This window comes from Propionispira raffinosivorans DSM 20765 (assembly GCF_000381065.1).
GTDB classification, from domain to species: domain Bacteria; phylum Bacillota; class Negativicutes; order Selenomonadales; family Selenomonadaceae; genus Propionispira; species Propionispira raffinosivorans.
This window is the reverse complement of record NZ_KB905856.1, coordinates 14,227-41,170: the sequence shown is the minus strand read 5'-3', so window position 1 is coordinate 41,170 and position 26,944 is coordinate 14,227. Positions and strand designations below refer to the sequence as shown.

The 26,944-nt window shown below is 39.5% G+C and carries 39 protein-coding genes; all 39 read right to left on the bottom strand.

What is annotated here, in order from left to right; translation table 11 throughout:
- Positions 1-6 precede the first annotated feature (6 nt).
- On the bottom strand, positions 7-447 hold the full coding sequence (rplM, locus tag F606_RS0113620; RefSeq protein WP_019554440.1) for a 50S ribosomal protein L13: 441 nt from the start codon (positions 445-447) through the stop codon (positions 7-9).
- A gap of 304 nt (positions 448-751) precedes the next feature.
- Entirely contained in the window at positions 752-4,975 is a 4,224-nt protein-coding gene (locus F606_RS0113615) for an acyl-CoA dehydratase activase-related protein (RefSeq protein ID WP_019554439.1), read from the bottom strand.
- Positions 4,976-5,126: 151 nt separating this feature from the next.
- Complete coding sequence (gene truA / locus F606_RS0113610; protein WP_019554438.1) at positions 5,127-5,897, bottom strand: tRNA pseudouridine(38-40) synthase TruA; 771 nt, start codon at positions 5,895-5,897, stop codon at positions 5,127-5,129.
- A gap of 2 nt (positions 5,898-5,899) precedes the next feature.
- The gene (locus F606_RS0113605) at positions 5,900-6,703 is read right to left on the bottom strand and encodes an energy-coupling factor transporter transmembrane component T family protein (protein ID WP_019554437.1); all 804 of its coding nucleotides are present in this window, start codon (positions 6,701-6,703) and stop codon (positions 5,900-5,902) included.
- A complete protein-coding gene (locus F606_RS0113600) occupies positions 6,703-7,560 on the bottom strand; it encodes an energy-coupling factor transporter ATPase (protein WP_019554436.1) in 858 nt (285 codons plus the stop codon). The genes F606_RS0113605 and F606_RS0113600 overlap by 1 nt, the downstream gene beginning before the upstream one ends.
- The gene (locus F606_RS0113595; protein WP_026329395.1) at positions 7,545-8,384 is read right to left on the bottom strand and encodes an energy-coupling factor transporter ATPase; all 840 of its coding nucleotides are present in this window, start codon (positions 8,382-8,384) and stop codon (positions 7,545-7,547) included. Before F606_RS0113595 ends, F606_RS0113600 begins: the two co-directional genes overlap by 16 nt.
- 173 nt (positions 8,385-8,557) lie before the next feature.
- Entirely contained in the window at positions 8,558-8,896 is a 339-nt protein-coding gene (rplQ, locus tag F606_RS0113590) for a 50S ribosomal protein L17 (RefSeq protein WP_019554434.1), read from the bottom strand.
- Positions 8,897-8,907: 11 nt separating this feature from the next.
- Complete coding sequence (locus F606_RS0113585) at positions 8,908-9,867, bottom strand: DNA-directed RNA polymerase subunit alpha (RefSeq protein ID WP_019554433.1); 960 nt, start codon at positions 9,865-9,867, stop codon at positions 8,908-8,910.
- Positions 9,868-9,938: 71 nt separating this feature from the next.
- The gene (gene rpsD, locus F606_RS0113580) at positions 9,939-10,532 is read right to left on the bottom strand and encodes a 30S ribosomal protein S4 (RefSeq protein ID WP_019554432.1); all 594 of its coding nucleotides are present in this window, start codon (positions 10,530-10,532) and stop codon (positions 9,939-9,941) included.
- A 17-nt stretch (positions 10,533-10,549) separates the two neighbouring features.
- A complete protein-coding gene (gene rpsK, locus F606_RS0113575) occupies positions 10,550-10,942 on the bottom strand; it encodes a 30S ribosomal protein S11 (RefSeq protein WP_019554431.1) in 393 nt (130 codons plus the stop codon).
- Between the two features lie 13 nt (positions 10,943-10,955).
- Positions 10,956-11,333, bottom strand: a complete 378-nt coding sequence (gene rpsM / locus F606_RS0113570; RefSeq protein WP_019554430.1) for a 30S ribosomal protein S13 — start codon at positions 11,331-11,333, stop codon at positions 10,956-10,958.
- Positions 11,334-11,350: 17 nt separating this feature from the next.
- Positions 11,351-11,464, bottom strand: a complete 114-nt coding sequence (gene rpmJ / locus F606_RS0113565) for a 50S ribosomal protein L36 (RefSeq protein WP_019554429.1) — start codon at positions 11,462-11,464, stop codon at positions 11,351-11,353.
- A 72-nt stretch (positions 11,465-11,536) separates the two neighbouring features.
- Positions 11,537-11,755, bottom strand: a complete 219-nt coding sequence (infA, locus tag F606_RS0113560; protein WP_019554428.1) for a translation initiation factor IF-1 — start codon at positions 11,753-11,755, stop codon at positions 11,537-11,539.
- Complete coding sequence (locus F606_RS23710; protein WP_019554427.1) at positions 11,737-12,336, bottom strand: KOW domain-containing RNA-binding protein; 600 nt, start codon at positions 12,334-12,336, stop codon at positions 11,737-11,739. The genes infA and F606_RS23710 overlap by 19 nt, the downstream gene beginning before the upstream one ends.
- A 3-nt stretch (positions 12,337-12,339) precedes the next feature.
- Positions 12,340-12,984, bottom strand: coding sequence for an adenylate kinase (locus F606_RS0113550; RefSeq protein ID WP_019554426.1), 645 nt, complete (start codon positions 12,982-12,984; stop codon positions 12,340-12,342).
- A gap of 14 nt (positions 12,985-12,998) precedes the next feature.
- The gene (secY, locus tag F606_RS0113545; RefSeq protein WP_019554425.1) at positions 12,999-14,255 is read right to left on the bottom strand and encodes a preprotein translocase subunit SecY; all 1,257 of its coding nucleotides are present in this window, start codon (positions 14,253-14,255) and stop codon (positions 12,999-13,001) included.
- 1 nt (position 14,256) lies between these two features.
- On the bottom strand, positions 14,257-14,697 hold the full coding sequence (gene rplO / locus F606_RS0113540; protein ID WP_019554424.1) for a 50S ribosomal protein L15: 441 nt from the start codon (positions 14,695-14,697) through the stop codon (positions 14,257-14,259).
- A 20-nt stretch (positions 14,698-14,717) separates the two neighbouring features.
- The gene (rpmD, locus tag F606_RS0113535; protein WP_019554423.1) at positions 14,718-14,903 is read right to left on the bottom strand and encodes a 50S ribosomal protein L30; all 186 of its coding nucleotides are present in this window, start codon (positions 14,901-14,903) and stop codon (positions 14,718-14,720) included.
- A 12-nt stretch (positions 14,904-14,915) separates the two neighbouring features.
- Positions 14,916-15,416 (bottom strand): 30S ribosomal protein S5, encoded by a 501-nt coding sequence (gene rpsE, locus F606_RS0113530; protein WP_019554422.1) that lies wholly within the window; start codon positions 15,414-15,416, stop codon positions 14,916-14,918.
- Positions 15,417-15,437: 21 nt separating this feature from the next.
- Entirely contained in the window at positions 15,438-15,797 is a 360-nt protein-coding gene (rplR, locus tag F606_RS0113525) for a 50S ribosomal protein L18 (RefSeq protein ID WP_019554421.1), read from the bottom strand.
- 28 nt (positions 15,798-15,825) lie between these two features.
- A complete protein-coding gene (gene rplF, locus F606_RS0113520; protein WP_019554420.1) occupies positions 15,826-16,377 on the bottom strand; it encodes a 50S ribosomal protein L6 in 552 nt (183 codons plus the stop codon).
- 28 nt (positions 16,378-16,405) lie between these two features.
- Positions 16,406-16,804 carry a 30S ribosomal protein S8 gene (rpsH, locus tag F606_RS0113515; RefSeq protein ID WP_019554419.1) on the bottom strand — a complete coding sequence of 133 codons (399 nt, stop codon included), beginning with the start codon at positions 16,802-16,804 and terminating at the stop codon, positions 16,406-16,408.
- A gap of 30 nt (positions 16,805-16,834) precedes the next feature.
- Positions 16,835-17,020, bottom strand: a complete 186-nt coding sequence (locus F606_RS0113510; RefSeq protein ID WP_019554418.1) for a type Z 30S ribosomal protein S14 — start codon at positions 17,018-17,020, stop codon at positions 16,835-16,837.
- Positions 17,021-17,035: 15 nt separating this feature from the next.
- On the bottom strand, positions 17,036-17,575 hold the full coding sequence (rplE, locus tag F606_RS0113505) for a 50S ribosomal protein L5 (RefSeq protein ID WP_019554417.1): 540 nt from the start codon (positions 17,573-17,575) through the stop codon (positions 17,036-17,038).
- Between the two features lie 20 nt (positions 17,576-17,595).
- Positions 17,596-17,928 carry a 50S ribosomal protein L24 gene (gene rplX / locus F606_RS0113500; protein WP_019554416.1) on the bottom strand — a complete coding sequence of 111 codons (333 nt, stop codon included), beginning with the start codon at positions 17,926-17,928 and terminating at the stop codon, positions 17,596-17,598.
- An 18-nt stretch (positions 17,929-17,946) separates the two neighbouring features.
- A complete protein-coding gene (gene rplN, locus F606_RS0113495) occupies positions 17,947-18,315 on the bottom strand; it encodes a 50S ribosomal protein L14 (protein WP_019554415.1) in 369 nt (122 codons plus the stop codon).
- A 52-nt stretch (positions 18,316-18,367) separates the two neighbouring features.
- Positions 18,368-18,628 (bottom strand): 30S ribosomal protein S17, encoded by a 261-nt coding sequence (gene rpsQ, locus F606_RS0113490; RefSeq protein ID WP_019554414.1) that lies wholly within the window; start codon positions 18,626-18,628, stop codon positions 18,368-18,370.
- Between the two features lie 47 nt (positions 18,629-18,675).
- Entirely contained in the window at positions 18,676-18,870 is a 195-nt protein-coding gene (gene rpmC, locus F606_RS0113485) for a 50S ribosomal protein L29 (protein ID WP_019554413.1), read from the bottom strand.
- Positions 18,860-19,318 carry a 50S ribosomal protein L16 gene (gene rplP, locus F606_RS0113480; protein ID WP_019554412.1) on the bottom strand — a complete coding sequence of 153 codons (459 nt, stop codon included), beginning with the start codon at positions 19,316-19,318 and terminating at the stop codon, positions 18,860-18,862. Before rplP ends, rpmC begins: the two co-directional genes overlap by 11 nt.
- A complete protein-coding gene (gene rpsC / locus F606_RS0113475) occupies positions 19,318-19,992 on the bottom strand; it encodes a 30S ribosomal protein S3 (protein ID WP_019554411.1) in 675 nt (224 codons plus the stop codon). Before rpsC ends, rplP begins: the two co-directional genes overlap by 1 nt.
- A gap of 16 nt (positions 19,993-20,008) precedes the next feature.
- On the bottom strand, positions 20,009-20,341 hold the full coding sequence (gene rplV, locus F606_RS0113470; RefSeq protein WP_019554410.1) for a 50S ribosomal protein L22: 333 nt from the start codon (positions 20,339-20,341) through the stop codon (positions 20,009-20,011).
- A gap of 24 nt (positions 20,342-20,365) precedes the next feature.
- On the bottom strand, positions 20,366-20,647 hold the full coding sequence (gene rpsS, locus F606_RS0113465) for a 30S ribosomal protein S19 (protein WP_019554409.1): 282 nt from the start codon (positions 20,645-20,647) through the stop codon (positions 20,366-20,368).
- A 71-nt stretch (positions 20,648-20,718) separates the two neighbouring features.
- Positions 20,719-21,546: a 50S ribosomal protein L2 gene (gene rplB, locus F606_RS0113460; RefSeq protein WP_019554408.1), complete on the bottom strand. Its 828-nt coding sequence runs from the start codon at positions 21,544-21,546 to the stop codon at positions 20,719-20,721.
- A 31-nt stretch (positions 21,547-21,577) separates the two neighbouring features.
- Positions 21,578-21,859, bottom strand: coding sequence for a 50S ribosomal protein L23 (gene rplW, locus F606_RS0113455; RefSeq protein WP_019554407.1), 282 nt, complete (start codon positions 21,857-21,859; stop codon positions 21,578-21,580).
- Positions 21,859-22,482, bottom strand: a complete 624-nt coding sequence (gene rplD, locus F606_RS0113450; protein ID WP_019554406.1) for a 50S ribosomal protein L4 — start codon at positions 22,480-22,482, stop codon at positions 21,859-21,861. Before rplD ends, rplW begins: the two co-directional genes overlap by 1 nt.
- 23 nt (positions 22,483-22,505) lie before the next feature.
- A complete protein-coding gene (gene rplC / locus F606_RS0113445) occupies positions 22,506-23,153 on the bottom strand; it encodes a 50S ribosomal protein L3 (RefSeq protein ID WP_019554405.1) in 648 nt (215 codons plus the stop codon).
- Between the two features lie 15 nt (positions 23,154-23,168).
- Positions 23,169-23,480 carry a 30S ribosomal protein S10 gene (gene rpsJ / locus F606_RS0113440; protein WP_019554404.1) on the bottom strand — a complete coding sequence of 104 codons (312 nt, stop codon included), beginning with the start codon at positions 23,478-23,480 and terminating at the stop codon, positions 23,169-23,171.
- Positions 23,481-23,641: 161 nt separating this feature from the next.
- Positions 23,642-24,829: an elongation factor Tu gene (tuf, locus tag F606_RS0113435; protein WP_019554403.1), complete on the bottom strand. Its 1,188-nt coding sequence runs from the start codon at positions 24,827-24,829 to the stop codon at positions 23,642-23,644.
- 17 nt (positions 24,830-24,846) lie between these two features.
- Complete coding sequence (gene fusA / locus F606_RS0113430; protein ID WP_019554402.1) at positions 24,847-26,925, bottom strand: elongation factor G; 2,079 nt, start codon at positions 26,923-26,925, stop codon at positions 24,847-24,849.
- Between the last annotated feature and the right edge of the window lie 19 nt (positions 26,926-26,944).

The window sequence follows — 26,944 nt, the reverse complement described above, 5'->3', positions numbered from 1 at the left end:
CAGATATTATCTGATATTTAATTCAAGTACTTCTGGTTTCTGAGCAGCATGAGGATGTTCAGGACCAGCGTATACGTTCAATTTTGTATAAATTTGTGAACCAAGTCTATTTTTAGGGATCATACCCTTAACAGCTATTTCAATTACTCTTTCAGGATGAGTTTCAAACATTTTACCAGCTGGTGTAAATGTAGTACCCCCAGTATATCCTGAATGACGGAAATATGTTTTATTAATTAATTTTTTACCTGTGAATACAGCTTTTTCTGCATTGACTACAATTACGAAGTCTCCAGTATCAACATGAGGCGTAAAGGTCGGTTTATGTTTACCGCGAAGTACTTTCGCAACTTCAGCAGCTAATCTACCTACAGTTTTACCTTCAGCGTCTACAACATACCATTTACGTTCGATGTTGGACTCATTTGCCATAAACGTTGTTTTCATTCGATATCCCTCCTTGTTTATTAACTTTTCTAAATTTCCATTATTAAAGTTATTATACAAAGGTTCGCCCTGATCTCCGGGGCTAGTGGAAATCTCGGTTAAAGCCTCATATAAACTATATTTTAATAAAAATAGAACCTAAAGTCAAGTTATTTTTCTTTTTTTGTTATCCACATTTAAACTGTGGATAAAGAGCAACAAAAAATATTATACCAGTCCCAGACAAATTTGTATAGAGTTATTTGCTTTTTCTACAATAAAAAGGTAAAAAAACAGATGAAGCTACCGCCTCATCTGTTTTTTCTTATAATATTGCCTCCGTTACGCTCAGCGGCTTTTTTTCTTTTGCTACAGATAACATTAGCTTGATACGATTAAGCTGGTTGACCTCGCTTACACCAGCATCACAATCAACAGCAATAACATTACTCTCTGGATAGGATCGTAAAATTTCGCGAATCATACCTTTTCCGGTAATATGATTCGGCAAACAACCAAAAGGTTGCAAGCAAATGATGTTTTTAGTTCCACTTTCAATCAGCTTTAACATTTCACCAGTTAAGAACCAGCCTTCTCCCGCCATATTACCAAGTGATACATGTTTTTTGGCCAGTTCAGCAATGTCACGAATTCGATTTGGTGCGGTAAAACGCTGACTTTTCTGCAAGGCTTTCCGAATTGGATGGCGAATCATCTCCATCACTTTTATAAATACTTCAGATTTCATTTTATCCGAAAGTTTCCCTGCCAAAAGACGATATTTGACAATATCATCAACTGCCATATAGAATAAAAAATCCATCATATCCGGCATGACCACTTCTGCACCTTCATTCGCCAATATTTTTTCAAGGTGATTATTGGCCACAGGATGATATTTAACGAGAATTTCGCCAACCACTCCTACTTTTGGCTTCCAAAGATGTTCATGGATAATACACTGGTCAAATTCATGGACAATTTTTTGTACATTTCGCTTAAATTTAAGATAGTTTCCATTCAGTATTTCTTTTTTGCAATTTTCCAGACATTTTTCATATAATCGCTGCGTAGACCCAGCTTCAGTTTCATAAGGCTGAATTCGGTTTACCAGCCGCATTAGCAAGTCTCCATACATAATGCTTTTGATTACATCCGTAAAGCTAGCAATATTCAAGGAAAATGCATCTTGCTCTGGCCCCCAGCAAGCAAAAACAGCAACCTGTGGATAGCCTGCATCTTTTAAAGCTTTTCGCATCAGACTCAGATAATTAGTTGCGCGACAAGCACCACATGTCTGAAATAACATGATTGAGGTTTTATCTGGGTCGCAAACACCCGATTTAAGTGCTGCTAAAAGTTGTCCAACAATAACAATCGCTGGATAACACATATCATTGTTAACATAACGAAGCCCCAAATCAATTGCTGCACGATTAGGCAGTTCTGGAATCAGAACTTGATAACCATATTTACGCAGTGCCGTAGTGATCAAAGAAAAATGGATTGGTGATAGTTGTGGTGCCAGAATAGTATTGGTTTCTTTTTTATCATCACCAAAGATTGGCCGAGCTTCAATTAATTTTGGTTCACTTTTATTGCACGGCCCTTTTTGCAAGGCGGCCATAAGCGAACGCAAACGGATTCGTGCTGCTCCCAGATTAGTTACTTCATCGAGTTTAATCATCGTGTAGATACGTTGATGCTGTTCCATTATTTCCTTGACTTGCCCGATCGTAATGGCATCCAAGCCACAACCGAACGAACTTAGCTGGATAAGCGTAAGGTTTTCATGTGCGGCAGCATAGCTTGCAGCATGATAGAGTCTGGCATGATAACTCCATTGGTTCATGATCTGTAATTTTTCGGGTTCAACATGAAGATGATAGATTACATCTTCTGATAGTACTGCGAGTCCATAGGACTGAATCATTTCAGCAATACCATGATTGATTTCAGGATCTAAATGATACGGGCGACCAGCTAAGACAATCCCATGCAATTTTTCTGTTTCAATCTGCTCTAGAATCTTCATTCCTTGTACTCGGATCGCTTTTTTATATTTTTCCAGTTCAATATAAGAAGCATCCACTGCTGACAAAATTTCTTTTTTGTTGATATGTTCAATCGCAAACTCTTCGGTCAATCGTGTTATGAGACGAAACCTATCATCCAGTGGCAAAAACGGCTGCATAAATTGAATATTTTCGGTACGTAAAATATCCATATTCGCACGAATATTTTCTGCATAAGAAGCCACAACCGGACAATTGTAATGGTTATCACTTGGATTCATGGTATCTTTCATATTATATGGGATACATGGATAAAAAATCTTTTTAATTCCCTTATGGATTAAATCCATAATATGTCCATGCACCAATTTAGCCGGATAACATAAAGAATCAGAAGGAATCGTTGCCATCCCTTTATGATACATTTCCGGTGTTGATTTTCCTGATAACACAACTTTATACCCAAGCATTGTAAAAAAAGTAAACCAAAATGGATAATCTTCATACATATTCAAAACACGTGGCAAGCCAATCGTTCCACGGCTTGGATGCGCCAGTGGCTGATAAAAATCAAATAAACGATAATATTTATATTCATAGATATTCGGCACTTTATTTTCTTTTTTGTGTTTTCCAATTCCACGTTCACAACGATTTCCAATATGATATTTCTCTCCATTGGAAAATTTCTGTGTTGTAATCAAGCATTGATTGCCGCAGATTTTGCAACGATGTGATGTTGTTGTAACTGTAAAGTTTGTTATCTCTTGCTCTGGCAGAAGCTCAGATGCTCCTGTTGAACGTTCCTGTGCTAAAATAGCCGTACCATATGCTCCCATAAGTCCAGAAATATCAGGACGTATGACGGGACGATCAAGCAGTAATTCCATGGAACGTAAAACAGCATCATTATAGAAAGTACCGCCTTGTACCACAATCGAATTTCCTAACTCATTTACATCTTTTATTTGAATCACTTTAAATAGAGCATTTTTAATGATCGACAATGCGATCCCCGCGGAAATATCGCTGACATCCGCACCTTCTTTTTGCACCTGTTTCACTTTTGAATTCATAAACACCGTACAGCGTGTACCAAGATCAACCGGTTTATGCGACTGCATTGCTTTTTGAGCAAATTCACCCGCCGTCAAATTCAGACTTTGGGCGAAATTTTCAATAAATGACCCGCAACCAGCCGAGCATGCTTCATTTAGAACAATCTGATCAATCGTGCCATCTTTCACAAAGAAGCACTTCATATCCTGACCACCAATATCAAGCACAAACGATACATCCGGACAAACTTCTTGGGCAGCCCGCAAATGAGCAAAAGTTTCAACTTCACCAAAATCGGCATGAATTGCAGCTTTTACAAGGTATTCACCATAACCAGTCGTGCCCGCACAAACAATTTTAGTATTTGAATTAAGTTTCGCATAAAGATCTTTCAGTTCTGTAATTACTGTTTTTAATGGTGATCCCTGGTTACTGCCATAAGAAGAATACAGTATTTCCTTATTTTCGCCAATTGCAACAAGTTTCGTCGTTGTCGATCCAGCATCAATACCTAGATAAATATCACCTTTATATCGACTAAGATCCCCACGAACAATTTTATCTTTTGCATGTCGTTTCGTAAATTCTTGTCGTGCTTCGTCATCTTTAAACAAGGTGAAATTATTCACATCTGATTTCTCTGTCCATTGCGTTTGATCCGCAAATCGAGCTGCTAAAGTCTCATAATCCATTATTTCAGTTTCATCGGATAGCGCTGCTCCCATTGCTACAAAATAGCAGCCTTCCGTAAAATCAACCACATGTGCTGTATCAAGCTCCAAAGTTTCAATAAAGCGGCTTTTTAGCTGCGGCAGAAAATACAGCGGTCCACCCAAAAATGCCACCTTGCCCTCAATAGGGCGACCTTGGGCAAGGTTTCCAATCGTTTGATTAACAACCGCTTGAAAAACAGACCGTGCAATATCTTCTTTTTCTGCACCATCATTCATCAGTGCTTGAATATCTGTTTTAGCAAATACCCCGCAACGTGATGCAATCGGATAAATTTGTCGTCCTTTCGCTGCAAGTTTATCAAGCCCTTGTGCATCCGTATGTAACAGCGATGCCATATGATCAATAAAAGATCCCGTTCCACCTGCGCAAACGCCATTCATTCGTTGTTCTTGCGCTGCACCAAAGTACGTTATTTTTGCATCTTCACCACCGAGCTCCACCGCCGTATCAGTCTGGGGCACAAAAACCTTAACAGCCGCACTGCATGCAATAACTTCCTGAACAAATGGCAATATAAGTTTCTGAGCAATTCCCATTCCCGCCGACCCTGTCAGCGCAAAAGAAAACGAGCTAGCCCCTACTACATTTTTTAAAGCAAGAAAATTATCTTGCAAGGCCGCCGTGATTTCAGAAAAATGTCGCACATATTTTTTATAAAGCAAGTGATTTTTTGCATCTAAAACAATTACCTTAATTGTCGTTGATCCGATATCAATCCCAACTTTTAATAATGATTGCATTTCATTCACCACCTAAAGTACACTTCTATTATTTTAATAAGACATATTTATATTATAACAAGATAAGGAAGAGATTTCTAATTTTTTTATCGAGAAATTTAAAAATAAAGAAAAACTAGGCTCAAAAGTTTTAAACCTATGACCCTAGTTTTCAATAATTAACTTGTTTCAAATATAATCCTTGCGCCGGCGCCGTAGCCCCAGCTTTTTTTCGATCTTTTCCATCCATGATTTCTTTAAAGCGAGTTGGTGTCGTTTTACCAGTCCCGACATTTACCAAAGTTCCTACAAGATTACGCACCATATGGTATAAAAATCCATTGCCGAAAAAGCTAAATTCAATAATTGAACCTTTTTGTTCACAAGTTGCTTCATAAATGGTCCGAACAGGAAGCATCGGTACACTACCAGCAGCCTGAAAAGCAGAAAAGTCATGTTCCCCCACAACATAAGCTAAAGCTTGCTGTATAGCAACTAAATTTAATCCAGAACGAATATACCATGTGTAGTTGCGCAAAAATGGATCTAGTATCTCACCTTGTTGTATACGGTATATATAGATTTTACTAATTGCTGAATGGCGAGCACTGAAATCAAAATCTACTTCGTCTGCCGCTTTTACGACAATATCATTGGGCAATAAACTATTCGCAGCTCGTACCACTCGATCAATTGGAATGGTTCCATCTGTGAAAAAATTAACGACTTGTCCATAGGCATGAACGCCGGCATCCGTTCGCCCCGATGCCGCCATTTCAATTGTATCGCCAAATAAAATCTCAAGTTTTTTTTCTAAAATATTTTGCACCGCTAGTGAATTGTTTTGTCTTTGAAATCCATGATAGTTTCCACCATCATAACTAATTAAAAGTTTTATATTGCGTTTTCTTTGTTTCATACTATCTTTATTTTCTGTTTTCATATTTATAACCCACTACATTTTAATACACTAAGTCCCGCCAGCACGATTGCCAGAAACGAATACGCCACATAATCAATCCGCTCAATTTTCAATACCTTCATACGTGTACGATTCGCACCGCCACGATAGCATCTTGCCTCCATCGCTATAGCAAGTTCATCTGCCCGACGAAAAGCACCAATAAATAGAGGAACTAAAATCGGGATGAGACTTTTTAGTCGTTTGACAATATTTCCTGATGAAAAATCCGCTCCACGTGATTTTTGTGCTTTCATAATTTTGTCTGTTTCTTCGAGCAATGTTGGAATAAAACGTAAGGCTATTGTCATCATCATGGCTAATTCATGCGCTGGTAACCCAAGTCGCTTAAATGGATTCATCAAATTTTCGAGTGCATCCGTTAACGCAATTGGTGATGTCGTAAAAGTCAAAAGTGAAGACAATAAAATCAACAGGACTAAACGTATTGAAATAAAAACCCCCTGTTTCAAACCTTGTCCGGTAATAGAAAAAATCCAGCCTTGCCAAATAATATCACCCTGTGTTGTAAATAAATGAATAAGAAACGTAAATAAAAGAATCCAAAAAAGCGGTTTTAATGATTTAATCATCATATTTAATGGTACACCGGATACATGAATAATAAGAAATGTAAATCCGCATAAGCCCGCATAGGCCCATGGTGTATCAAGTAAAAAAATAGCGACGATCAACAAAAGCAGCACAATAACTTTTGTTCGCGGATCGAGACGATGAATAAATGAATTTCCCGGGAAATATTGACCAATTGTTATATCTGTCAACATCATTTCCGCCTCCTTATTGCCGCCAAAATGCTATCGACCCCAGCCCCAAGTGTAAGTGGTGTCGTATCGACTGCCATTCCGTTTTGCTTTAGTTGCTCTAAAAGAGCTGTCATATGCGGTACGGCTAAACCAGCTTCTGTTATTTGTTCGATTTGAGAAAAAGCTTGCTTTGGTTTCGCATCAATGGTGATTTCCCCATGATTCATAACGATAATTCGATCGGCCAAGGCAGCCACATCATCCATATTATGTGATACAAGTACAATCGCTATCTTTTCTTTTTTATGAATCTGCTGTATTTTTTTAAATAAATCTTTTCTGCCAATGGGGTCCAGTCCAGCTGTTGGTTCATCCAAAATAAGATATTGTGGATTTAAGGCAATGACCCCCGCAATGGCAACACGCCGCATCTGCCCACCACTTAATTGAAAGGGAGAACGATCTTTATATTCATCAAAATCTAAATTAACAAACTCCATAGCTTTTTTAACATGATTTTCAACCAGCTCTTCTGAAAACCCCATATTATGTGGTCCAAATGCAATGTCTTCATAAACCGTTTCTTCAAACAACTGATGTTCAGGATATTGAAAAACCATGCCAACTTTTCGCCGTGCTGTTTTTGCTGCTTCATTTTTTGTATTGATATCATTTCCATCCACCAGTACGGACCCAATAGTCGGCGTAAGCAGTGCATTAAGATGTTGAACCAGCGTAGATTTACCAGAGCCAGTATGTCCGATAATAGCGATAAATTCACCCTTTTCAATGGTTAGATCTATATTTTTCAAGGCAACTCTTTCAAAAGGAGTTTTTGCCATATATGTATATGTTATATTCTTCACTTCAATTGACATAAACACACCGCCAATTCTTCATTGGTAATAATATAAGGAGGTAACGGAATTCCCCGTTCACGAAGCTTTGCAGCGACCTCTATAGCCAAGGGGACCTCAAGACCTAACTTTTTCAATTTTTCTACCTGCGTGAAAATTTCTGTTGGTGTTCCTTGATCACAAATCTGTCCTTCTTTCATAACCACAACTCGATCTGCCATGACTGCTTCTTCCATAAAATGAGTGATATAGATAATCGTAATACCTGCTTCATCATGCAGATTTTTCACAGTTGCCATAACTTCCGCACGCCCGATTGGATCAAGCATTGCTGTTGGTTCATCAAGCACCAGACAACGTGTATGCATCGCAAGAGCCCCCGCAATGGCAACGCGTTGTTTTTGTCCACCTGATAAAAGGTGAGGAGCAAATTTTCGATATTTTTCCATACCAACTACTTTAAGGGCTTCTGTCACACGTTTTTTTATTTCTTCACTTGGCACCCCTAAATTTTCTGGACCAAATGCAATATCTTCTTCGACCAAAGTAGCGACAATCTGATTATCCGGATTTTGAAAAACCATTCCTATGTGCTGCCTTATTTTCCACAAATTCGCTTCAGAGCTTGTTTCCATTCCAGCCACTCGACAAATCCCACTTGTTGGCAATAAGAGTGCATTAAAATGTTTTGCCAAGGTTGACTTTCCAGACCCGTTTGTACCGATAATAACAATGAATTCGCCTTCTTGAATCGTTAAATTAATATCATCGAGTGCTTTATATTCATGATCCATATCCTTATGATATAGATGACTTAAATGTTCTACTTGAATTAACTCCACTATTGTCATACTCCTTTTAAGAAAATCCGCTAAAATAAAGAGGTACTGCTTTAAGCAATACCCCTTTATTATACTTGATACAATTTGTTAACGCAATCGCCTTTCTTGGTAAACGAAAAGAAATTATTTTCTTTTCGCTTAACAAGAAAGGCGACCGAATGGCCGCCCTTTGCGAATTACACTAATTCAAGAATTGCCATCGGAGCAGCATCGCCGCGACGAGGACCAAGTTTGAGTACACGAGTGTAACCACCTTGGCGATCATTGTATTTAGGTGCAATTTCATCAAATAATTTTCTTACTACTTCTTCATCAATGAGACGCGCAATAGCCTGACGGCGTGAATGTAAATCCCCGCGTTTTCCTAAAGTAATGAGTTGCTCAGCAAGTCCGCTGATTTCTTTTGCTTTAGCTTCTGTAGTTTCAATGCGTTCATATTTAAAGAAAGAAGTTAAAATGTGGCGAAACAAAGCTTTACGTGCACTAGAGTCACGTCCTAATTTTCTATAGCCCATATCTTCCTCTCCTATTCTTCAATTTCAACAAGTGCCAAATCAAGCTCTTGCAATTTTTTCTTAACTTCTTCAAGAGACTTACGACCGAGATTTCTAACTTTCATCATATCATCTTCGCTTTTTTGTGCAAGATCTGAAACCGTATTAATACCGGCCCTTTTCAAGCAGTTATATGAACGAACTGATAGATCTAAGTCCTCGATAGTCATTTCTAAAACTTTAGAAACGTCACTTTCTGGAGCTTCCGTAAATGTTCCTTCAGTTTCTTCGTCTTCTTCAGGAAGGCCAGCCATATTCTGGAACAGTTTCAAATGTGCAACCAATATGCTTGCAGATTTGCTTACTGCTTCTTCCGGTCGAATAGAGCCATCGGTCCAAACTTCCAGAGTCAACTTATCGTAGTCTGTAACGTTACCTACACGAGTATCAGATACTGTATAGTTCACTCTCTGGATTGGCGAAAAAAGTGAATCGATAGGAATAATACCAATTACATGATCTGGCCTTTTATTCTTATCGGCTGGAACATAACCACGACCGCGTTCAACAGTCAGTTCCATTTTCAGAGAACCACTTGCATCGACTGTAGCAATATGCAATTCAGGGTTGAGGATTTCGACATCAGCATCTGTGATAATATCAGCAGCTGTGATGTCTTTTTCACCTTCAACATCAATCCGAATTACTTTTGGTTCTTCACTATGCATTTTAAGGCAAAGTGATTTTAAGTTTAGAATGATATTCGTAACGTCATCCCGAACACCAGGAATGGTGGAAAACTCATGGAGAACCCCATCAACCCTAATGGAGGTAATTGCAGCACCCTGTAAAGACGACAATAATATGCGACGCAGACTGTTCCCAAGCGTAGTACCATAACCACGTTCTAACGGTTCACAGATAAACTTGCCATAATGATTGTCTTCACTGATTTCCACTATCTCAATCTTCGGTTTTTCGATTTCGATCATCTGGAATACCCTCCTCAATTTTGCGTAATAGAATACCTTACGCTATGTCAATATTGATACATAAAGACATATTATCTGGAGTACAATTCAACAATCGCTTGTTCATCGATAGGAACATCGATTTCATCACGATTTGGAAATCTTGTAACTGTACCACTCAAGTTTTGAGCATCTGCAGAAATCCAAGCAGGTGTGCTTAATGAATCATATGATTCTACAACACCTTTAAAGAATTCATTGCCACGGCTAGTTTCTTTAATCGTAACAACGTCATTCACTTTAACTAAAGCAGACGGAATATCAAGACGTTTACCATTTACAGCAATATGACCATGGGAAACAATTTGACGAGCTTGTCTGCGAGTAGCAGCAAGACCTAAACGGAAAACAACATTATCAATTCTTCTTTCAAGAAGACCTAATAAGTTTTCACCTGTAACACCTGGCATTTTTTTTGCTTTATCATAATAAGATCTAAATTGTTTTTCTAAAACACCATAGATAAATTTTGCTTTTTGTTTTTCTTTAAGCTGTGTACCATATTCGCTTACTTTTTTATTCGTACGTCTTGGTTGACGTTTCGATTCTTTATTTAAGCCAACAACAGCTGGTTCGATACCGAGGGATCGGCATCTTTTGAGAGCCGGGACTCTATCAATTGCCATCTATATTTGCACCTCCATTATACTCTTCTACGTTTTGGCGGACGGCATCCATTATGAGGGACTGGAGTAACATCTTTGATTAAGTTAACTTCCAAGCCTGTAGCCTGCAATGATCTTATTGCCGCTTCACGTCCGGATCCAGGACCTTTAACGAATACTTCTACTGATTTCAAACCATGTTCCATTGCTGCTTTAGCGGCAACTTCTGCTGCCATCTGAGCTGCGAATGGAGTGCTTTTTCTAGAACCTCTAAACCCAAGTCCACCAGCACTTGACCATGATAATGCATTACCTTGGACATCCGTAATTGTTACAATCGTATTATTGAAAGTTGAACGAATATGAGCGATACCAAATTCAATATTTTTACGAACTTTTTTCTTTGTACGCGATACTTTCTTAACTACCAATGTTTAACCCCCTTTACACTATTTTCTTTTTCTTCGCTCCAACTGCTCTTTTTGGACCTTTACGTGTACGTGCATTATTTTTCGTGTTCTGACCGCGAACTGGAAGACCCATACGATGTCTTCTTCCACGGTAACAACCGATTTCTACTAAGCGTTTAATATTTAATGATTCTTCACGACGTAAATCGCCTTCTACTTTACATTCTTTATCAATGATTTCACGAAGTTTTGCAACTTCATCTTCTGTCAAATCACGAGTACGGGTATCGGGATTAATACCTGTAGCTACTAAAATCTTTTTAGAAGTCGTGAGACCAATACCAAAGATATATGTTAAAGCAATTTCGATTCTCTTATCACGCGGCAAATCTATTCCGGTAATACGTGCCATATATCAAGCACCCCCTCTTATCCTTGTTTTTGTTTATGTTTCGGATTTTCACAAATAACCATTACGTGACCTTTGCGCTTAATTACTTTGCATTTTTCACAAATAGCTTTAACCGATGGTTTAACTTTCATTGCGCTCTGCCCCCTTCTTACAATGTCATTTTGATCGATCTGATGCCTGTTTGCATCAGACATCAATACGAATTATTTGAAACGGTAGGTTATACGGCCACGAGTTAAATCGTATGGCGTAAGTTCAATTGTAACTTTATCCCCAGGTAAAATACGAATGAAATTCATGCGAATTTTTCCTGAAACATGTGCCAATACAACATGACCATTTTCTAATTCGACTTGGAACATTGCATTTGGCAATGATTCAAGCACTTTACCTTCAACTTCAATTACGTCTTGTTTGGACATGAGTTTCTCCCTTCTCGATGCCTGTCAGCGTCCGAGGATTTTAAAGCACTGCGAATTTCTTCATCAGTAACCTTTCGATCAGCTTGAATGCGCTTCGCAATCTCTTCAAATACCTTTTTATAAACACTGACATGCCGAATGTTTTTCTTTTTCGGATTCACGATTTTCCGTTTTCTGCCATCACTGACAAAAAGCATATTCCCTTGAATCTTAACGATCAAGTACCTCGTCGAAATATCACGACCTGTAATGCTTTCAACAACTTGACCTATTTGTGGTTGGGCTAAAGTCAGTCCAGATTGTAATCGTGGCACATGACTGCCTAAACCAGCATTCGGAATCTGAGGAGCTTTTTGCATTTTACAAATGCCATGCCCAACATCGTCGTTATTTAAATTGGGAATTTCCAGTGCAGCCTTAGCGGCTGCTCCCGGATCTTCACCATAGACTTTTAAAGTTGGAATTGCACCACAACTTCGTATATATCTTTCGGTGATTTTATTATTTTCGGATGTACAAACGTCCGGCTTACCAGCGTCTAATTCAGCATCGGTTTCCCGACTAGACTTTTGGATGAGCATCTATTAACCTCTCAAGCTTGCAACAACATCATCAAACACTTTGTTGATTGCTTGTCTACCATCAACTTCAGTATATAAACCTGCATTCTGATAGTAATCAATGAGCGGCTTAGTTTGTGAAACATATACAGACAAACGATTTTTCATGGTAGCTTCACTATCATCTGCTCTTTGATATGTTTCACCGCCACACGCATCACAAATGCCGACTTTAGCTGTCGGCTTAAATGTTACGTGGTACGTTGCACCGCATTTTTTACAAATACGGCGGCCAACTGCTCTAGCAATCAACTCTTCGGCCGGAACATCAATATTTAATACACGAGTTAATTTTATTTCAAGACTAACGAGAATTTTGTCCAAAGCATCTGCTTGGTCAACAGTTCTCGGAAATCCATCCAAAATAAAACCTTTTTTACAATCCGCTTTTGCCAGACGTTCTCCAACAATGCCGATTGTTACGTTATCTGGAACCAGTTGTCCAGCATCCATGCATGCCTTCGCTTGCTTGCCAAGTTCGGTTCCTTCTTTCACAGCAGCGCGGAACATATCGCCTGTAGAAATATGTGGAATCGCGAACTTTTCCACAAGACTTGCCGCCTGAGTACCTTTACCAGCCCCCGGCGGTCCCATTAACAGGATATACATACTAAAATCCTCCCCTACTTCATGAAACCTTGGTAGTGACGCATTACAACCATCGCTTCGATCTGCTTCATCGTGTCAAGTGCAACCCCAACAACGATCAAGAGAGCTGTACCGCCAAAATATACGCCTTGAATGCCGGTTGCACCTGCAACCACATTCGGCAAAATAGCGATAAATGCGAGGAAGAAAGCGCCTGCAAGCGTAATTCGAGTCATAACGCGATCTAAATATTCTGCCGTTGGCTTGCCAGGGCGTATACCCGGTATAAAACCACCGTATTTTTTCAGATTCTCTGCCATATCCGATATCTTTACAGTAACCGCGGTATAAAAGTACGTGAAGAATATTATCAGCAACGCATAACACGCCGTCTGAACAGGTGTACCCCACGCAAAATAACCGGCAATTGTTTTTACCCAGGGAACTTCAATAAACTGGGCAATAGTTACTGGAAACATTAACACGGATGACGCAAAGATTATTGGAATAACACCCGCTTGATTAACTTTAAGCGGAATGTGCGTAGACTGACCACCGTATGTCTTGCGGCCAACTACTCGTTTTGCATAAGAAACTGGAATCCTACGTTGTCCCTGCTGAATCGCAATAACGAAAACAACCATGAACAGCGCAATTACTAGAAACAAAGCCACATTAAAATAACTAATGGTCCCTGCTTGTAAATACTTGTAAATCGTACCCAACGATTTTGGTAAAGCTGCTACGATACCAGCAAAGATGATAAGTGAAATACCATTACCAACACCATAAGCTGTAATCTGTTCACCAACCCACATCAAAAATGTAGTACCAGCTGTCAGAGTGATTGCAATAATTAATATTGATGCGACACCTGGATTTAAAATAGCCTGTTTAAGACCAATTGCCATACCTATGGCTTGTACAAATGCAAGTACAACGGTTAAATAACGGGTAACCTGGGTGATTCGTTTACGCCCTTCTTCACCTTCCTTGGACCACTGCTCAAGTGTCGGAACAACAACTGTTAACAGCTGCATTATGATTGAAGCATTGATATAAGGAGTAATACTCATCGCAAATATAGAAAATTTACTTAGAGCACCACCGGAAAACAAATCCATCAAGCCCAAAAGGTTGCCGCTCGTAAACATTTGCTCAATTACGGCAGGATTTACTCCTGGAGCAGGAATATGTGTTCCTAGTCTGAAAACCGCAAACATGATTAATGTAAATACAATCTTTTGTCTGAGTTCAGTAATCTTGAGGATATTCGCAAGGGCTGAAAGCACCTTAGATCACCTCTACTTTTCCGCCTGCCGCTGTAATTTTGGCTTCAGCAGATTTCGTAAAGCCGTTAGCGATTACAGTTAATTTTTTTGTAAGTTCACCATTCCCTAGAATACGAATACCGTCATGCACATTTTTAAGGATGCCGATTTCGATTAAAGCAACTGGATCAACTGTTGCGCCGTCTTCAAAACGATTTAATTCTGCTACGTTTACTTCAGCAAACACTTTAGCAAAAATATTTGTAAAACCACGTTTCGGTAATCTGCGATAAATTGGCATCTGTCCGCCTTCAAAACCAGTACGAACACCACCACCGGAACGAGAATTTTGACCTTTATGACCTCTACCAGATGTTTTGCCTAGTCCAGAACCAATACCGCGACCTACACGGGTGCGAACTTTCTTGGAACCAGGAGCTGGGGATAATTCATGTAAATTCATACCATAGCACCTCCTTGAACTTAGTCTTGTAATTCTTCAACTGTAACAAGATGTTCAACTTTGTGAACCATGCCGCGAATCACAGCCGTATCTTCTTGTTCTACTGACGAATTTAATTTACGTAACCCTAAAGCCTTAACAGTAACTCTTTGATTTTCAGGTCTGCCGATCAGGCTTCTGGTAAGAGTAATTTTCAGTTTTGCCATTGAAATGCCTCCTTAACCCAAAAGTTCCTGGACTGTTTTACCACGAAGTTCTGCTACAACTTCAGCTTTTTTCAATTGATTCAAACCTTTTAACGTAGCGCGAACCATGTTATTAGGATTTGAAGAACCAAGAGATTTTGTTAAGATATCGTGAATGCCTGCAAGTTCGAGCACTGCACGTGCTGGACCGCCAGCAATAACACCAGTACCTTTAGCAGCTGGTTTTAAGAAAACGCGACCTGCGCCAAACACACCGATAATCTGATGTGGAATTGTTTTTCCAACCAATGAAACTTCAATAAGATTTTTCTTAGCATCTTCGATGCCTTTTCTGATTGCTTCAGGAACTTCACCGGCTTTACCCAAACCAGCGCCAACGTGACCGTTTCCATCTCCAACAACAACAAGTGCGCTGAATGAAAAACGACGACCACCTTTTACAACCTTAGCAACTCTATTGATATATACAACTTTCTCCTGTAATTCAAGAGCAGTATAGTCGATTCTGGCCATTCATTTACCTCCTTTACAAAATTAGAATTTCAGACCCGCTTCGCGAGCTGCTTCTGCTAATGCTGCAACTCTACCATGATATATATAACCACCACGGTCGAACACAACTTCTGTAATACCTTTTTCCAAAGCAAGTTTAGCAATTGCTGTACCGACTGCTTTAGCTGCTTCAACATTACCACCGTAATTTTCGAAGCCCTTATCTTTTGAACTTGCTGCAACCAATGTTACACCATTTATATCGTCAATCACTTGTGCGTAAACATTACTCAAACTGCGAAACACATTCAAACGTGGTCTTGCTGCAGTTCCAGAAATATGATTACGAACTCTTAAGTGACGTTTTTGACGAGATTTATTTTTGTCTGCTTTAAGAAGCAAATTAGTCACTCCTTTCCCCTAAAGATGATTATTTTTTGCCTTTCGCGCCAGCTTTACCAACCTTGCGACGAACAACTTCACCTTCATATTTAATACCTTTACCTTTATAAGGTTCTGGTTCTCTGTAACTGCGAATGTTAGCAGCAATTGCGCCAACTTGTTCTTTATCAATACCTGAAACAACAATTCTATTTGGTGCAGGAACCGCTAAGCTAATACCAGCTGGTGGTTCTACAACCAATGGATGGGAAAACCCAAGCGATAAGTTGATGTTATTACCAGTCTGTGCTGCTCTATAACCAACACCGTTGATTTCAAGAGTTTTTGTAAAACCTTCTGTTACACCAAGTACCATATTATTAAGTAAAGTACGAGAAAGACCATGTAATGATCTGTGTAGTTTATCATCGGAAGGACGTTTTACTGTAATAACATTGCCTTCCATTTCAAATATCATATCTTTATGAAATGTGCGAGTTAATTCGCCTTTTGGACCTTTTACGTTCACCGTGTTATCATCTGCAATTGTAACTGTTACGCCAGCTGCAAATTCGATCGGCGCTCTACCAATTCTTGACATTAGTACACCTCCTAGCTAAAAAAATATATTACCAAACGTAAGCGATTACTTCGCCGCCGAGACCAGCACGACGAGCTTGTTTATCACTCATGATTCCCTTTGAAGTGGAAACAATTGCGATACCAAGACCACCAAGTACGCGAGGTATTTGGTCGCTTTTAGCATATGCACGTAAACCAGGTTTGGAAATACGTTTAATGCCAGTGATTACTTTTTCACGTTCCGGACCATATTTAAGCGTCAATGTAAGAACGCCTTGTTTATTATCTTGTGAAAAGCTAAAATCTTTGATGAAACCCTCTTCTTTCAAAACAACTGCAATAGCTCTTTTGATTTTCGAACCAGGAATTTCAACTTTCTCATGAAAAACCGAGTTTGCATTACGCAAACGAGTTAACAGATCTGCAATAGGATCAGTCATTACCATAAATCGATATCCTCCTTTCGTTCTATCTTATTACCAGCTAGCTTTGGTTATTCCAGGAACGGCACCTTTGTAGCTTTGTTCTCTGAAACAGATACGGCACATTTCAAATTTCCTCATGTACCCGTGTGGACGACCACAGATTTTACATCTGTTGTACTTGCGAACCTTAAATTTAGGTTCTTGGCTCCATTTTTCAATCATTGACTTTTTGGCCACAGTCAGTACCTCCTTTTACGCACTAAATGGCATGCCCATCAATTTAAGAAGCGCTCTTGCTTCCTCATCAGTGTTTGCTGTTGTAACAACAACAATATTCATGCCACGAAGTTTATCGATTTTATCATATTCGATTTCCGGGAAAATTAATTGTTCTTTCAAACCTACAGAATAATTACCACGACCATCAAATGCTTTTGCACTTACACCACGGAAATCACGTACACGTGGAAGCGCAATGTTCATAAATTTATCTAAGAATTGATACATCCGAGAGCCGCGAAGAGTTACTTTCGCACCAATTGGCATACCTTCACGTAACTTCCAAGCTGCTAAAGATTTTTTAGCACGAGTAAGTACAGGTTTTTGACCAGCAATCATAGTCATATCGTTCACTGCAGCATCGAGAACTTTTGGATTACCAACAGCTTCCCCAACACCCATGTTAATGATAATTTTATCTACTTGAGGAATTTCCATTACATTTTTATAACCGAATTGTTCAGTCAAAGCCGGAACAACTTCATTAAGATATTTCTCTTTTAATCTATCCACCAGTGTTCCTCCTTCCTTAATTATTTAGCCTGATCGATGATTTCGCCGCATTTTTTGCAAGCACGAAGCATCTTTCCATTGACTTCTTTTTTCGCAATACGGGTAGCTTTCGAACAAGCTGGACATACAACCATAACTTTTGCTGCAGCCATAGGAGCTTCTTTCGAAATAATTCCGCCTTGTGGAGCACTTTGGCTAGGTTTTGTATGACGTTTAATTTTGTTTACGCCTTCAATAACAACTTTGTCTTTTTTAGGTAACGCCTGAACAACTTTACCTTGTTTGCCTTTATCTTTACCAGACAATACTAAAACTGTATCGCCTTTTTTTACGTGTAATTTTTTAAGTGACAATATGGCACCTCCTCACTATTAGATAACTTCTGGAGCTAGTGAGACGATTTTCATGAAATCTTTGTCACGCAACTCTCTAGCTACTGGTCCAAAAATACGGGTTCCTTTTGGAGTTTTATCATCTTTAATTAAAACAGCTGCGTTTTCATCAAAGCGAATGTAAGAGCCATCTGAACGTCGTAACCCTTTTTTAGTACGTACGACTACAGCCTTAACAACTTCACCTTTTTTAACCATGCCGCCAGGAGCAGCGGATTTAACTGCAGCTACAATTACGTCACCAATATTAGCGAATTTGCGATATGAACCGCCTAAAACACGAATGCACATAATTTCTTTTGCACCAGTATTATCACCAACAGTGAGCATTGTTTGTTGTTGAATCATTGTTTTACCTCCTTCTTAAAATCCTAAACAGAATTGCCTCATAAGATCAATCTTATTTTGCTCTTCCGAGAATTTCAACTACTCTCCAGCGTTTGTCTTTAGACAGTGGACGAGTTTCCATGATTGATACGGTATCGCCAGTATGTGCGTCATTATTTTCATCATGCGCTTTGAATCTAACAGTCTTTTTTACTGCTTTTTTGTAGAGTGGATGTTGTTCAAGATCAACAACAGCAACTACAACTGTTTTATCCATTTTATCACTTACAACTTTACCAACTTTAGTCTTGCGTTCATTTCTTTCTTCGCTCATCTAGGGGAGCCTCCTTCCTCTGCATATCATTTTCGTCTGTAAACGTTTTAAGCTTTAAGCTCTTGTTCACGTTGAACTGTTTTAAGACGGGCTATTGTTTTCTTAACTTCTTTGATACGCATCGGGTTTTCAAGCTGACCAGTAGCGAGTTGAAATCTGAGGTTAAATAACTCTTCTTTAAGCGAAGCAATTTTCTGGTTAAGTTCGCCAGCACTCATATCTCGTATATCTTTAACCTTCATTTACTTCACCACCCTCTGCCAAATCCGCCAGCTGTTGAGCTTGGTCACGTGTAACAAATTTTGTTTTAATAGGAAGTTTGTGAGCTGCGAGACGCATTGCTTCTTTAGCAATCTCAGGTGTCACGCCATCCATTTCAAACAAAATACGACCTGGTTTAACAACTGCTACCCAGTATTCTGGGGAACCTTTACCACTACCCATACGAGTTTCAGCAGGTTTCGAAGTTACAGGCTTATCTGGGAAAATTTTAATCCAAACTTGGCCGCCACGTTTGATATAACGAGTCATAGCAATACGAGCTGCTTCAATTTGTCTATTTGTGATCCAAGCTGGTTCTAATGCTTGAAGACCAAATTCACCATGGCTTACAGTATTGCCTCTATGGGCTTTACCTTTCATACGTCCACGGAATTGTTTCCGATATTTTACTCTTTTTGGTAATAACATTAAGCTTCGCTCCCTTCAACAGAGGCAACAGCTACTGGTTGTTTCTTTTCTGGAAGAACTTCACCTTTGAAGATCCATACCTTTACACCGATGCGGCCGTAAGTTGTATGAGCTTCAGCTGTACCGTAGTCAATGTCAGCTCTTAACGTATGAAGAGGGATACTACCTTCACGGTAGAATTCACTTCTAGCAATTTCGGCACCGCCAAGACGACCACCAACCATTACCTTAATACCTTTTGCACCCATGCGCATTGTACGGGTAACAGCTTGTTTCATTGCACGACGGAACGCAATACGGCGTTCTAATTGAGCTGCAATATTTTCAGCTACAAGTGTAGAATCCATATCAGGCTGTTTGATTTCAGCGATATTAATATCAACACGTTTTGTAGTAAGTTTTTTCAAACCAGTTTTAATTTGTTCAATTCCAGAACCGCCGCGACCAATAACCATACCAGGTTTAGCCGTATGAATCGTTAATTTCAAACGATTTTTTGAGCGTTCTGTTTCTATTCTAGATACGCCAGCAGTATGAAGGTTTTCCTTCAAGTATGTGCGCACTTTAATATCTTCATGCAGGTTAGCTGCATAATCTTTATCTGCGTACCATTTTGCATCCCAAGTTTTCACAATACCTAGACGCAGACCATGTGGATTAACTTTCTGACCCAATTCGTTTCCCTCCTTCTTATCTTTCTTTTACTACAACTGTAACATGAGATGTGCGTTTCAAAATTTTGAACGCCTGTCCACGGGAACGCGGATGGATTCGTTTTAATGTAGGGCCTTGATCAACAAAAGCCGAGGATACATAAAGCTTATCAACATTCATATCAAAATTGTTTTCAGCATTTGCTATTGCTGATTTCAATACTTTTTCTATTACGTCAGCACCAACTTTAGGTGTGAACTTTAAGATCGCAAACGCTTCTCCAATGTTTTTGCCACGGATAAGATCCATAACAACACGCACTTTACGAGGAGCTACGCGAATGTATTTTGCTATTGCTTTCGATTCCACAGAGGAGCCTCCTTTCGGCACTTACTACTTAAGTGATGTACGTCTTTCTTCGCCGGAATGACCTTTGAAAGTACGTGTCGGCGCGAATTCGCCAAGTTTATGACCAACCATATCTTCAGTTACGTATACAGGTACATGTTTGCGACCATCATGCACTGCCAACGTATGACCAACAAATGTCGGCAAAATTGTAGAGCTGCGTGACCAAGTTTTGATGACCTTTTTTTCGTCGGCTTCATTCATTGCTGTGATTTTTTTCATAACACTTTCATGAACATAAGGTCCCTTTTTTATTGATCTTGACAAAGTATGTCCTCCCTTCATCCAGGGCAAACTTAATAATTAAGGTTCGCACCTGCTTGTTTATCTTACTTTATTTATTTCGTACGACCCTTAACAATAAACTTGTCAGAGTTTTTCTTACGACGAGTTGTAGCACCCATAGCACATTTACCCCATTTAGTAACAGGATTTTTACGGCCAACTGGGCTGCGTCCTTCACCACCACCATGTGGATGGTCATTAGGATTCATCGATACACCGCGGTTTGCTGGGCGAATACCCAACCAACGGGAACGACCTGCTTTACCGATCGTAATGTTTTCATGTTCTAAATTGCCAACCTGACCGATTGTTGCACGGCAGTTGATATGAACTTTACGAAGTTCACCGGAAGGCATACGCAAAAGTGCATAATCGCCTTCTTTTGCCATTAATTGAGCACTCGCACCAGCAGAACGAACTAATTGTCCACCTTTACCAATTTTCAGCTCAATATTGTGGATCATCGTACCAACTGGAATATTTAAAATTGGAAGTGCATTACCAGGTTTGATATCTGAATCAGCGCCTGAAACAACTTGATCCCCAACTTTCAATCCGTTTGGTGCTAAAATATAACGTTTTTCACCGTCAACATAATTTAAAAGCGCAATACGTGCACTGCGATTCGGATCGTATTCAATTGTAGCAACACGTGCTGGAATACCATCTTTATTTCTTTTAAAATCGATTACACGATATAAACGTTTATGACCGCCGCCTTGATGTCTTACTGTCAAACGACCTTGTTGGTTACGACCGCCATGTTGGTTTAGTTTTTCAACAAGGGATTTCTGAGGCTTATCTGTAGTGATTTCATCAAATGAAGCCACTGTCATAAATCTTCGGCCTGCAGAATATGGTTTAAAACTTTTTACTGCCACGTAATTAACCTCCTTTTCAAAAAGTCGAAACTTATGCTTCGAAGAATTCGATTGTTTCTCCAGCTGCAAGTTTCACAATTGCTTTTTTATAATCAGAACGTTTGCCAATGCTGCGTCCCATACGTTTTACTTTACCAAGCACATTTACTGTGTTTACCGACTCAACTTTTACTTTAAAAATATCTGAAACTGCTTTGCTGATTTCAATTTTATTTGCTGCTTTAGCCACAACAAATACATATTTACCTTCAGCCATAAGTTCAGTAGTTCTTTCAGTAATAAGTGGACGGATCAAAATATCGCGTGCGTCCATTATGCAAGTACCTCCTCAATACGTGTAATCGCATCTTTTGTAATGAAGAGTTTGTTATGATTCAAGATATCATAAACATTCAATCCACAAGAACTGATAGCTTTTACACCAGGGATATTGCGCGAAGATTTTTCTACGTTTTCAACCATGTCGGCTGTAACAATCAGAACTTTTTTATCAACGCTAAAGTCATTTAACATTTTAACAACATCTTTTGTTTTAGGAGCATCAAAATTGAGGTTCTCTAAAACGACAAAATCGCCACTTTGTACTTTATCAGACAAAGCACATTTAATTGCTAAACGACGTTGTTTACGAGGCATTCTGAAAGCATAAGAACGAGGTGAAGGTCCAAAAACCGTACCGCCGCCTACCCAAATTGGGGAACGCGTGCTTCCGCTTCTTGCACGACCTGTGCCTTTTTGCTTCCAAGGTTTACGTCCACCACCGCGAACAAAACCTCTAGTTTTAGTTGCATGTGTACCAAGACGCTGTGCTGCAAGCTGCATAACAATCGCTTGATGAACAAGTGCTGTATTTACTTCAACGCCAAAGACGTTTTCATTCAATTCTAAATCACCAGCTGTTTGACCAGTGATCGTATAAACTGCTACTTTAGGCATAATATAGCATATCCTCCTTCCAATTAGTTTTTACCTGGTTTAATCGTATTTTTAATTACTACGAAACTATTCTTAGGACCAGGAATAGCTCCTTTAATTAAGATCAAGTTGCGATCAGCATCTACTCTTACAACACTTAAGCGTTGTACAGTAACTTGTGCGCCACCCATACGACCTGGTAATTTTTTACCTTTTAATACGCGTCCGCCGTGACCACTGATCATTGCACCAGTAGAACCTGGTTCACGATGTGATTTAGAGCCATGACCCATTGGGCCGCAAGCGAAGTTATAACGTTTAATAGTACCAGCAAAACCCTTACCTTTGGAAGTACCTGTAACATCAACTAATTCACCAGCACTAAATATGTCAACGCCGATTGTATCACCGACTTTATATTCAGAAACATCAGTCAAACGCATTTCACGAATATATTTCACTGGTGTTACGCCAGCTTTTGCGAAATGACCTTTCATAGGTTTTGTTACTTTAAATTCTTTTATTGCTCCAAAACCTAACTGTACAGCATTGTAACCATCATTTTCAAACGTTCTATTTTGTACAACAACGTTTGTACCTGATTCAACAACTGTAACAGGAACTACTTTACCTTCTTCGGTAAAAATCTGAGTCATACCAAGTTTTTTACCCAAAATTGCTTTTTTAGACATTCATTCCACCTCCTCTTACAATTTGATTTCGATATCCACACCAGCTGGCAAATCCAAGCGCATTAAAGCGTCTACGGTTTTGGAAGTTGGTTCTAAAATGTCAATCAGACGTTTATGAGTTCTCATTTCGAACTGTTCACGTGAATCCTTGTTGACATGTGGAGAACGTAAAATTGTATATATATTTCTTTCAGTAGGTAGTGGAATAGGACCGGACACCATTGCACCCGTTCTCTTTGCAGTATCAACAATTTTCACTGCACTCTGATCAAGAGCTTTATGATCATAAGCCTTTAAACGAATTCTAATTTTCTGTTGTTTAGACAATATAATTTCCTCCTTATCGCCCAAGTTCAAGACCGGACATTTCTCCGTGATAGTTCCCTCGATTATGCGAGCAATCTACCACGTCATCGCATGGGGGTACCAAAAAAAATCTTTATATAAGGGCGACGATATCGTCGCCCTTATATAACTAATTGTTAAAATTAAGCTTTAACTTCGATTACACGACCGGCACCAACTGTATGGCCGCCTTCACGGATAGCGAAACGTAAACCTTTTTCAATAGCAATCGGAGTGATTAATTCGATATCCATTTCGATGTTATCGCCAGGCATAACCATTTCAGTACCTTCTGGTAAACGAACAACGCCAGTTACGTCAGTTGTACGGAAGTAGAACTGTGGACGATAGTTTGTGAAGAACGGTGTATGACGGCCGCCTTCTTCTTTCGTCAATACGTAAACCTGAGCCATGAATTTCGTATGTGGATGAATAGATCCTGGTTTAGCAAGAACTTGTCCACGTTCAATTTCTTTACGTTCAACACCACGAAGAAGTGCGCCAACATTATCGCCAGCTACAGCACTATCGAGCATTTTACGGAACATTTCAATACCAGTTACGGTTGTAGATTTAGGAGCTTCTGACATACCAACAATTTCTACAATGTCGCCGATTTTGATTTCGCCACGTTCAACACGACCAGTAGCAACTGTACCACGGCCAGTGATTGTGAAGACATCTTCGACAGGCATCAAGAAAGGTTTATCTGTATCACGAACTGGTGTAGGGATGTATTCATCAACAGCGTCCATGAGTTCAAGGATTTTAGCTGTATATTTTTCATCGCCTTCAAGAGCTTTTAATGCAGAACCAGTAATAACTGGAATATCATCACCAGGGAATTCATAGCTGGAAAGAAGTTCACGAACTTCCATTTCTACAAGTTCCAATAATTCTTCGTCATCAACCATATCAGCTTTGTTTAAGAAAACAACCATAGCTGGTACGCCAACCTGACGGGATAAAAGGATATGTTCACGAGTCTGTGGCATAGGACCATCAGCTGCACTTACAACCAAGATAGCACCATCCATTTGTGCCGCACCAGTGATCATGTTTTTTACATAATCGGCATGGCCCGGGCAGTCAACGTGAGCATAATGTCTTTTTTCAGTTTCATATTCTACGTGAGCTGTGTTGATTGTAATCCCACGTTCTCTTTCTTCTGGAGCCTTATCAATCATAGAATAATCCATAAAGTCAGCGCCGCCTTGTGCTGATAACACTTTTGTGATAGCAGCCGTCAAAGTAGTCTTACCATGATCGACATGACCGATAGTACCAATATTTACATGTGGTTTCGTTCTTTCAAACTTTTTCTTAGCCATTGTGAATAATTCCTCCCTTATTCGCCCTTGTTTTTAGCTGTAATAGCTTCTGATATATTTTTAGGAACTTCATCGTAATGGGATATTTCCATTGAGTAGTTCCCACGACCCTGTGTTTTCGAACGTAAATCCGTTGAGTAACCAAACATTTCAGAAAGTGGAACAAATGCATCAATGACTTGTGCACCATTTCTAGGTTCCATTCCTTCAATACGACCACGTCTTGAATTTAAATCGCCAATTACATCACCCATATAATCTTCTGGAACAATAACTTCAACTTTCATGTATGGTTCAAGAAGTACTGGTGTTGCTTTTTGAGCACCTGATCTAAATGCCATCGAACCGGCAATTTTAAAAGCCATTTCAGAAGAATCGACATCATGGTATGAACCATCATATACGATTGCTTTAATATCAACCATTGGATAGCCGGCAACAACACCGTTTTCCATAGCTTCTTTTATCCCAGCTTCGATTGGATTGATAAATTCTCTTGGAATCGAACCACCAACAACCTTGTTTTCAAAGCTGAATCCAACACCAGGTTCCTGCGGAACAAGTTCAAGCCAGCAATGACCGTATTGACCACGACCACCAGACTGACGAACAAATTTACCTTCGGATTTAACCTGTTTGCGGATTGTTTCACGGTAAGCAACCTGAGGTTTACCTACAGTACAATCAACTTTAAATTCACGAAGCATACGATCAACAATAATTTCTAAATGAAGTTCGCCCATTCCGGAGATAATAGTCTGTCCAGTTTCCTGATCAGTTCTTACACGGAATGTAGGATCTTCTTCAGCTAATTTTGAAAGTGCAATACCCATTTTTTCCTGATCTGCTTTGGTCTTCGGTTCAACTGCAACCGAGATAACTGGATCTGGGAAGATCATGGATTCAAGAATGATTTGAGCTTTGTCATCACAAAGCGTATCACCTGTCGTTGTATCTTTCAAACCAACTGCCGCTGCGATATCACCGCTATAAACAGCACTGATTTCTTCACGATGGTTTGCATGCATCTGCAAAATACGACCGATACGTTCTTTTTTGCCTTTTGTAGAATTAAATACATAAGACCCAGAAGAAAGCATACCAGAATATACACGGAAGAATGCAAGTTTACCAACAAATGGATCCGCCATAATTTTAAATGCAAGAGCTGAAAATGGTGCGCTGTCGTCAGAAGGACGACTATCTTCTTCACCAGTATCAGGATTTGTACCTTTAATCGCCGGAACATCCGTCGGTGCAGGCATGTAATCAACTACTGCATCAAGCATTGGCTGAACACCTTTGTTTTTATAAGAAGAACCGCAAACAACTGGAGTCATCGTGCAAGCGATAGTCGCTTTACGAATTGCTCCTTTGATTTCGGCTTCTGTTAATTCTTCGCCTTCAAGATATTTCATCATTAACTCATCGTCACATTCAGCAACGGCATCAAGTAATATCTGACGATATTTTGCAGCGATTTCTTTCATATCTTCTGGAATAGCAACTTCTTCACTAACTTCACCGAGGTCATCTTCATATATGATGGCATCCATCTTTATCAGATCGATTACACCAAGGAAATGATCTTCAGCACCAATTGGAAGTTGAATTGCAACTGGGTTTGCATTCAAACGATCAATCATCATTTGAATAACATTGTAAAAATCCGCCCCAATAATATCCATTTTATTAATGTACGCCATACGAGGTACATTATATTTTTCAGCCTGGCGCCATACTGTTTCAGACTGAGGTTCAACCCCACCCTTAGCAGAGAACACAGCAACCGTGCCGTCAAGCACTCTAAGTGAACGTTCTACTTCAACTGTAAAGTCCACGTGGCCTGGTGTGTCGATGATGTTGATACGATGATCTTTCCAGTGGCAAGTAGTCGCAGCAGAAGTAATTGTAATACCTCTTTCCTGTTCCTGAGCCATCCAGTCCATTGTAGCAGCGCCTTCATGAACTTCACCAATCTTGTGTACGATACCTGTATAGAAGAGAATACGTTCAGTAGTAGTGGTTTTACCGGCATCAATATGTGCCATAATTCCTATGTTACGAGTTTTTTCAAGTGAAAACTCTCTACCCACTATTACATCGCTCCTTACT

Excerpts from the sequence above, each read along its gene's own strand:
- rplF (WP_019554420.1), bottom strand. The coding sequence starts at position 16,377 with ATGTCAAGAATTGGTAGAGCGCCGATCGAATTTGCAGCTGGCGTAACA.
- F606_RS0113615 (WP_019554439.1), bottom strand. The coding sequence starts at position 4,975 with ATGCAATCATTATTAAAAGTTGGGATTGATATCGGATCAACGACAATT.
- F606_RS0113600 (WP_019554436.1), bottom strand. The coding sequence starts at position 7,560 with ATGTCAATTGAAGTGAAGAATATAACATATACATATATGGCAAAAACT.
- rplM (WP_019554440.1), bottom strand. The coding sequence starts at position 447 with ATGAAAACAACGTTTATGGCAAATGAGTCCAACATCGAACGTAAATGG.
- truA (WP_019554438.1), bottom strand. The coding sequence starts at position 5,897 with ATGAAAACAGAAAATAAAGATAGTATGAAACAAAGAAAACGCAATATA.
- rpsH (WP_019554419.1), bottom strand. The coding sequence starts at position 16,804 with ATGGTAATGACTGATCCTATTGCAGATCTGTTAACTCGTTTGCGTAAT.
- rpsD (WP_019554432.1), bottom strand. The coding sequence starts at position 10,532 with ATGGCAATTGATAGAGTCCCGGCTCTCAAAAGATGCCGATCCCTCGGT.
- rplP (WP_019554412.1), bottom strand. The coding sequence starts at position 19,318 with ATGTTATTACCAAAAAGAGTAAAATATCGGAAACAATTCCGTGGACGT.
- rplC (WP_019554405.1), bottom strand. The coding sequence starts at position 23,153 with ATGTCTAAAAAAGCAATTTTGGGTAAAAAACTTGGTATGACTCAGATT.
- F606_RS0113605 (WP_019554437.1), bottom strand. The coding sequence starts at position 6,703 with ATGTTGACAGATATAACAATTGGTCAATATTTCCCGGGAAATTCATTT.
- rplO (WP_019554424.1), bottom strand. The coding sequence starts at position 14,697 with ATGAATTTACATGAATTATCCCCAGCTCCTGGTTCCAAGAAAGTTCGC.
- rpsM (WP_019554430.1), bottom strand. The coding sequence starts at position 11,333 with ATGGCACGTATTACCGGAATAGATTTGCCGCGTGATAAGAGAATCGAA.
- rpmJ (WP_019554429.1), bottom strand. The coding sequence starts at position 11,464 with ATGAAAGTTAAACCATCGGTTAAAGCTATTTGTGAAAAATGCAAAGTA.
- rpsQ (WP_019554414.1), bottom strand. The coding sequence starts at position 18,628 with ATGAGCGAAGAAAGAAATGAACGCAAGACTAAAGTTGGTAAAGTTGTA.
- tuf (WP_019554403.1), bottom strand. The coding sequence starts at position 24,829 with ATGGCTAAGAAAAAGTTTGAAAGAACGAAACCACATGTAAATATTGGT.
- rplW (WP_019554407.1), bottom strand. The coding sequence starts at position 21,859 with ATGGACGCACGCGATATTTTGATCCGTCCACTTATTACTGAAAGAACT.
- rplN (WP_019554415.1), bottom strand. The coding sequence starts at position 18,315 with ATGATTCAACAACAAACAATGCTCACTGTTGGTGATAATACTGGTGCA.
- F606_RS0113550 (WP_019554426.1), bottom strand. The coding sequence starts at position 12,984 with ATGTATATCCTGTTAATGGGACCGCCGGGGGCTGGTAAAGGTACTCAG.
- F606_RS23710 (WP_019554427.1), bottom strand. The coding sequence starts at position 12,336 with ATGCTCATCCAAAAGTCTAGTCGGGAAACCGATGCTGAATTAGACGCT.
- rpmC (WP_019554413.1), bottom strand. The coding sequence starts at position 18,870 with ATGAAGGTTAAAGATATACGAGATATGAGTGCTGGCGAACTTAACCAG.
- rpsE (WP_019554422.1), bottom strand. The coding sequence starts at position 15,416 with ATGGCCAGAATCGACTATACTGCTCTTGAATTACAGGAGAAAGTTGTA.
- rpmD (WP_019554423.1), bottom strand. The coding sequence starts at position 14,903 with ATGGCAAAACTGAAAATTACTCTTACCAGAAGCCTGATCGGCAGACCT.
- F606_RS0113585 (WP_019554433.1), bottom strand. The coding sequence starts at position 9,867 with ATGATCGAAATCGAAAAACCGAAGATTGAGATAGTGGAAATCAGTGAA.
- rplD (WP_019554406.1), bottom strand. The coding sequence starts at position 22,482 with ATGCCTAAAGTAGCAGTTTATACGATCACTGGTCAAACAGCTGGTGAT.
- rplQ (WP_019554434.1), bottom strand. The coding sequence starts at position 8,896 with ATGGGCTATAGAAAATTAGGACGTGACTCTAGTGCACGTAAAGCTTTG.
- infA (WP_019554428.1), bottom strand. The coding sequence starts at position 11,755 with ATGTCCAAACAAGACGTAATTGAAGTTGAAGGTAAAGTGCTTGAATCA.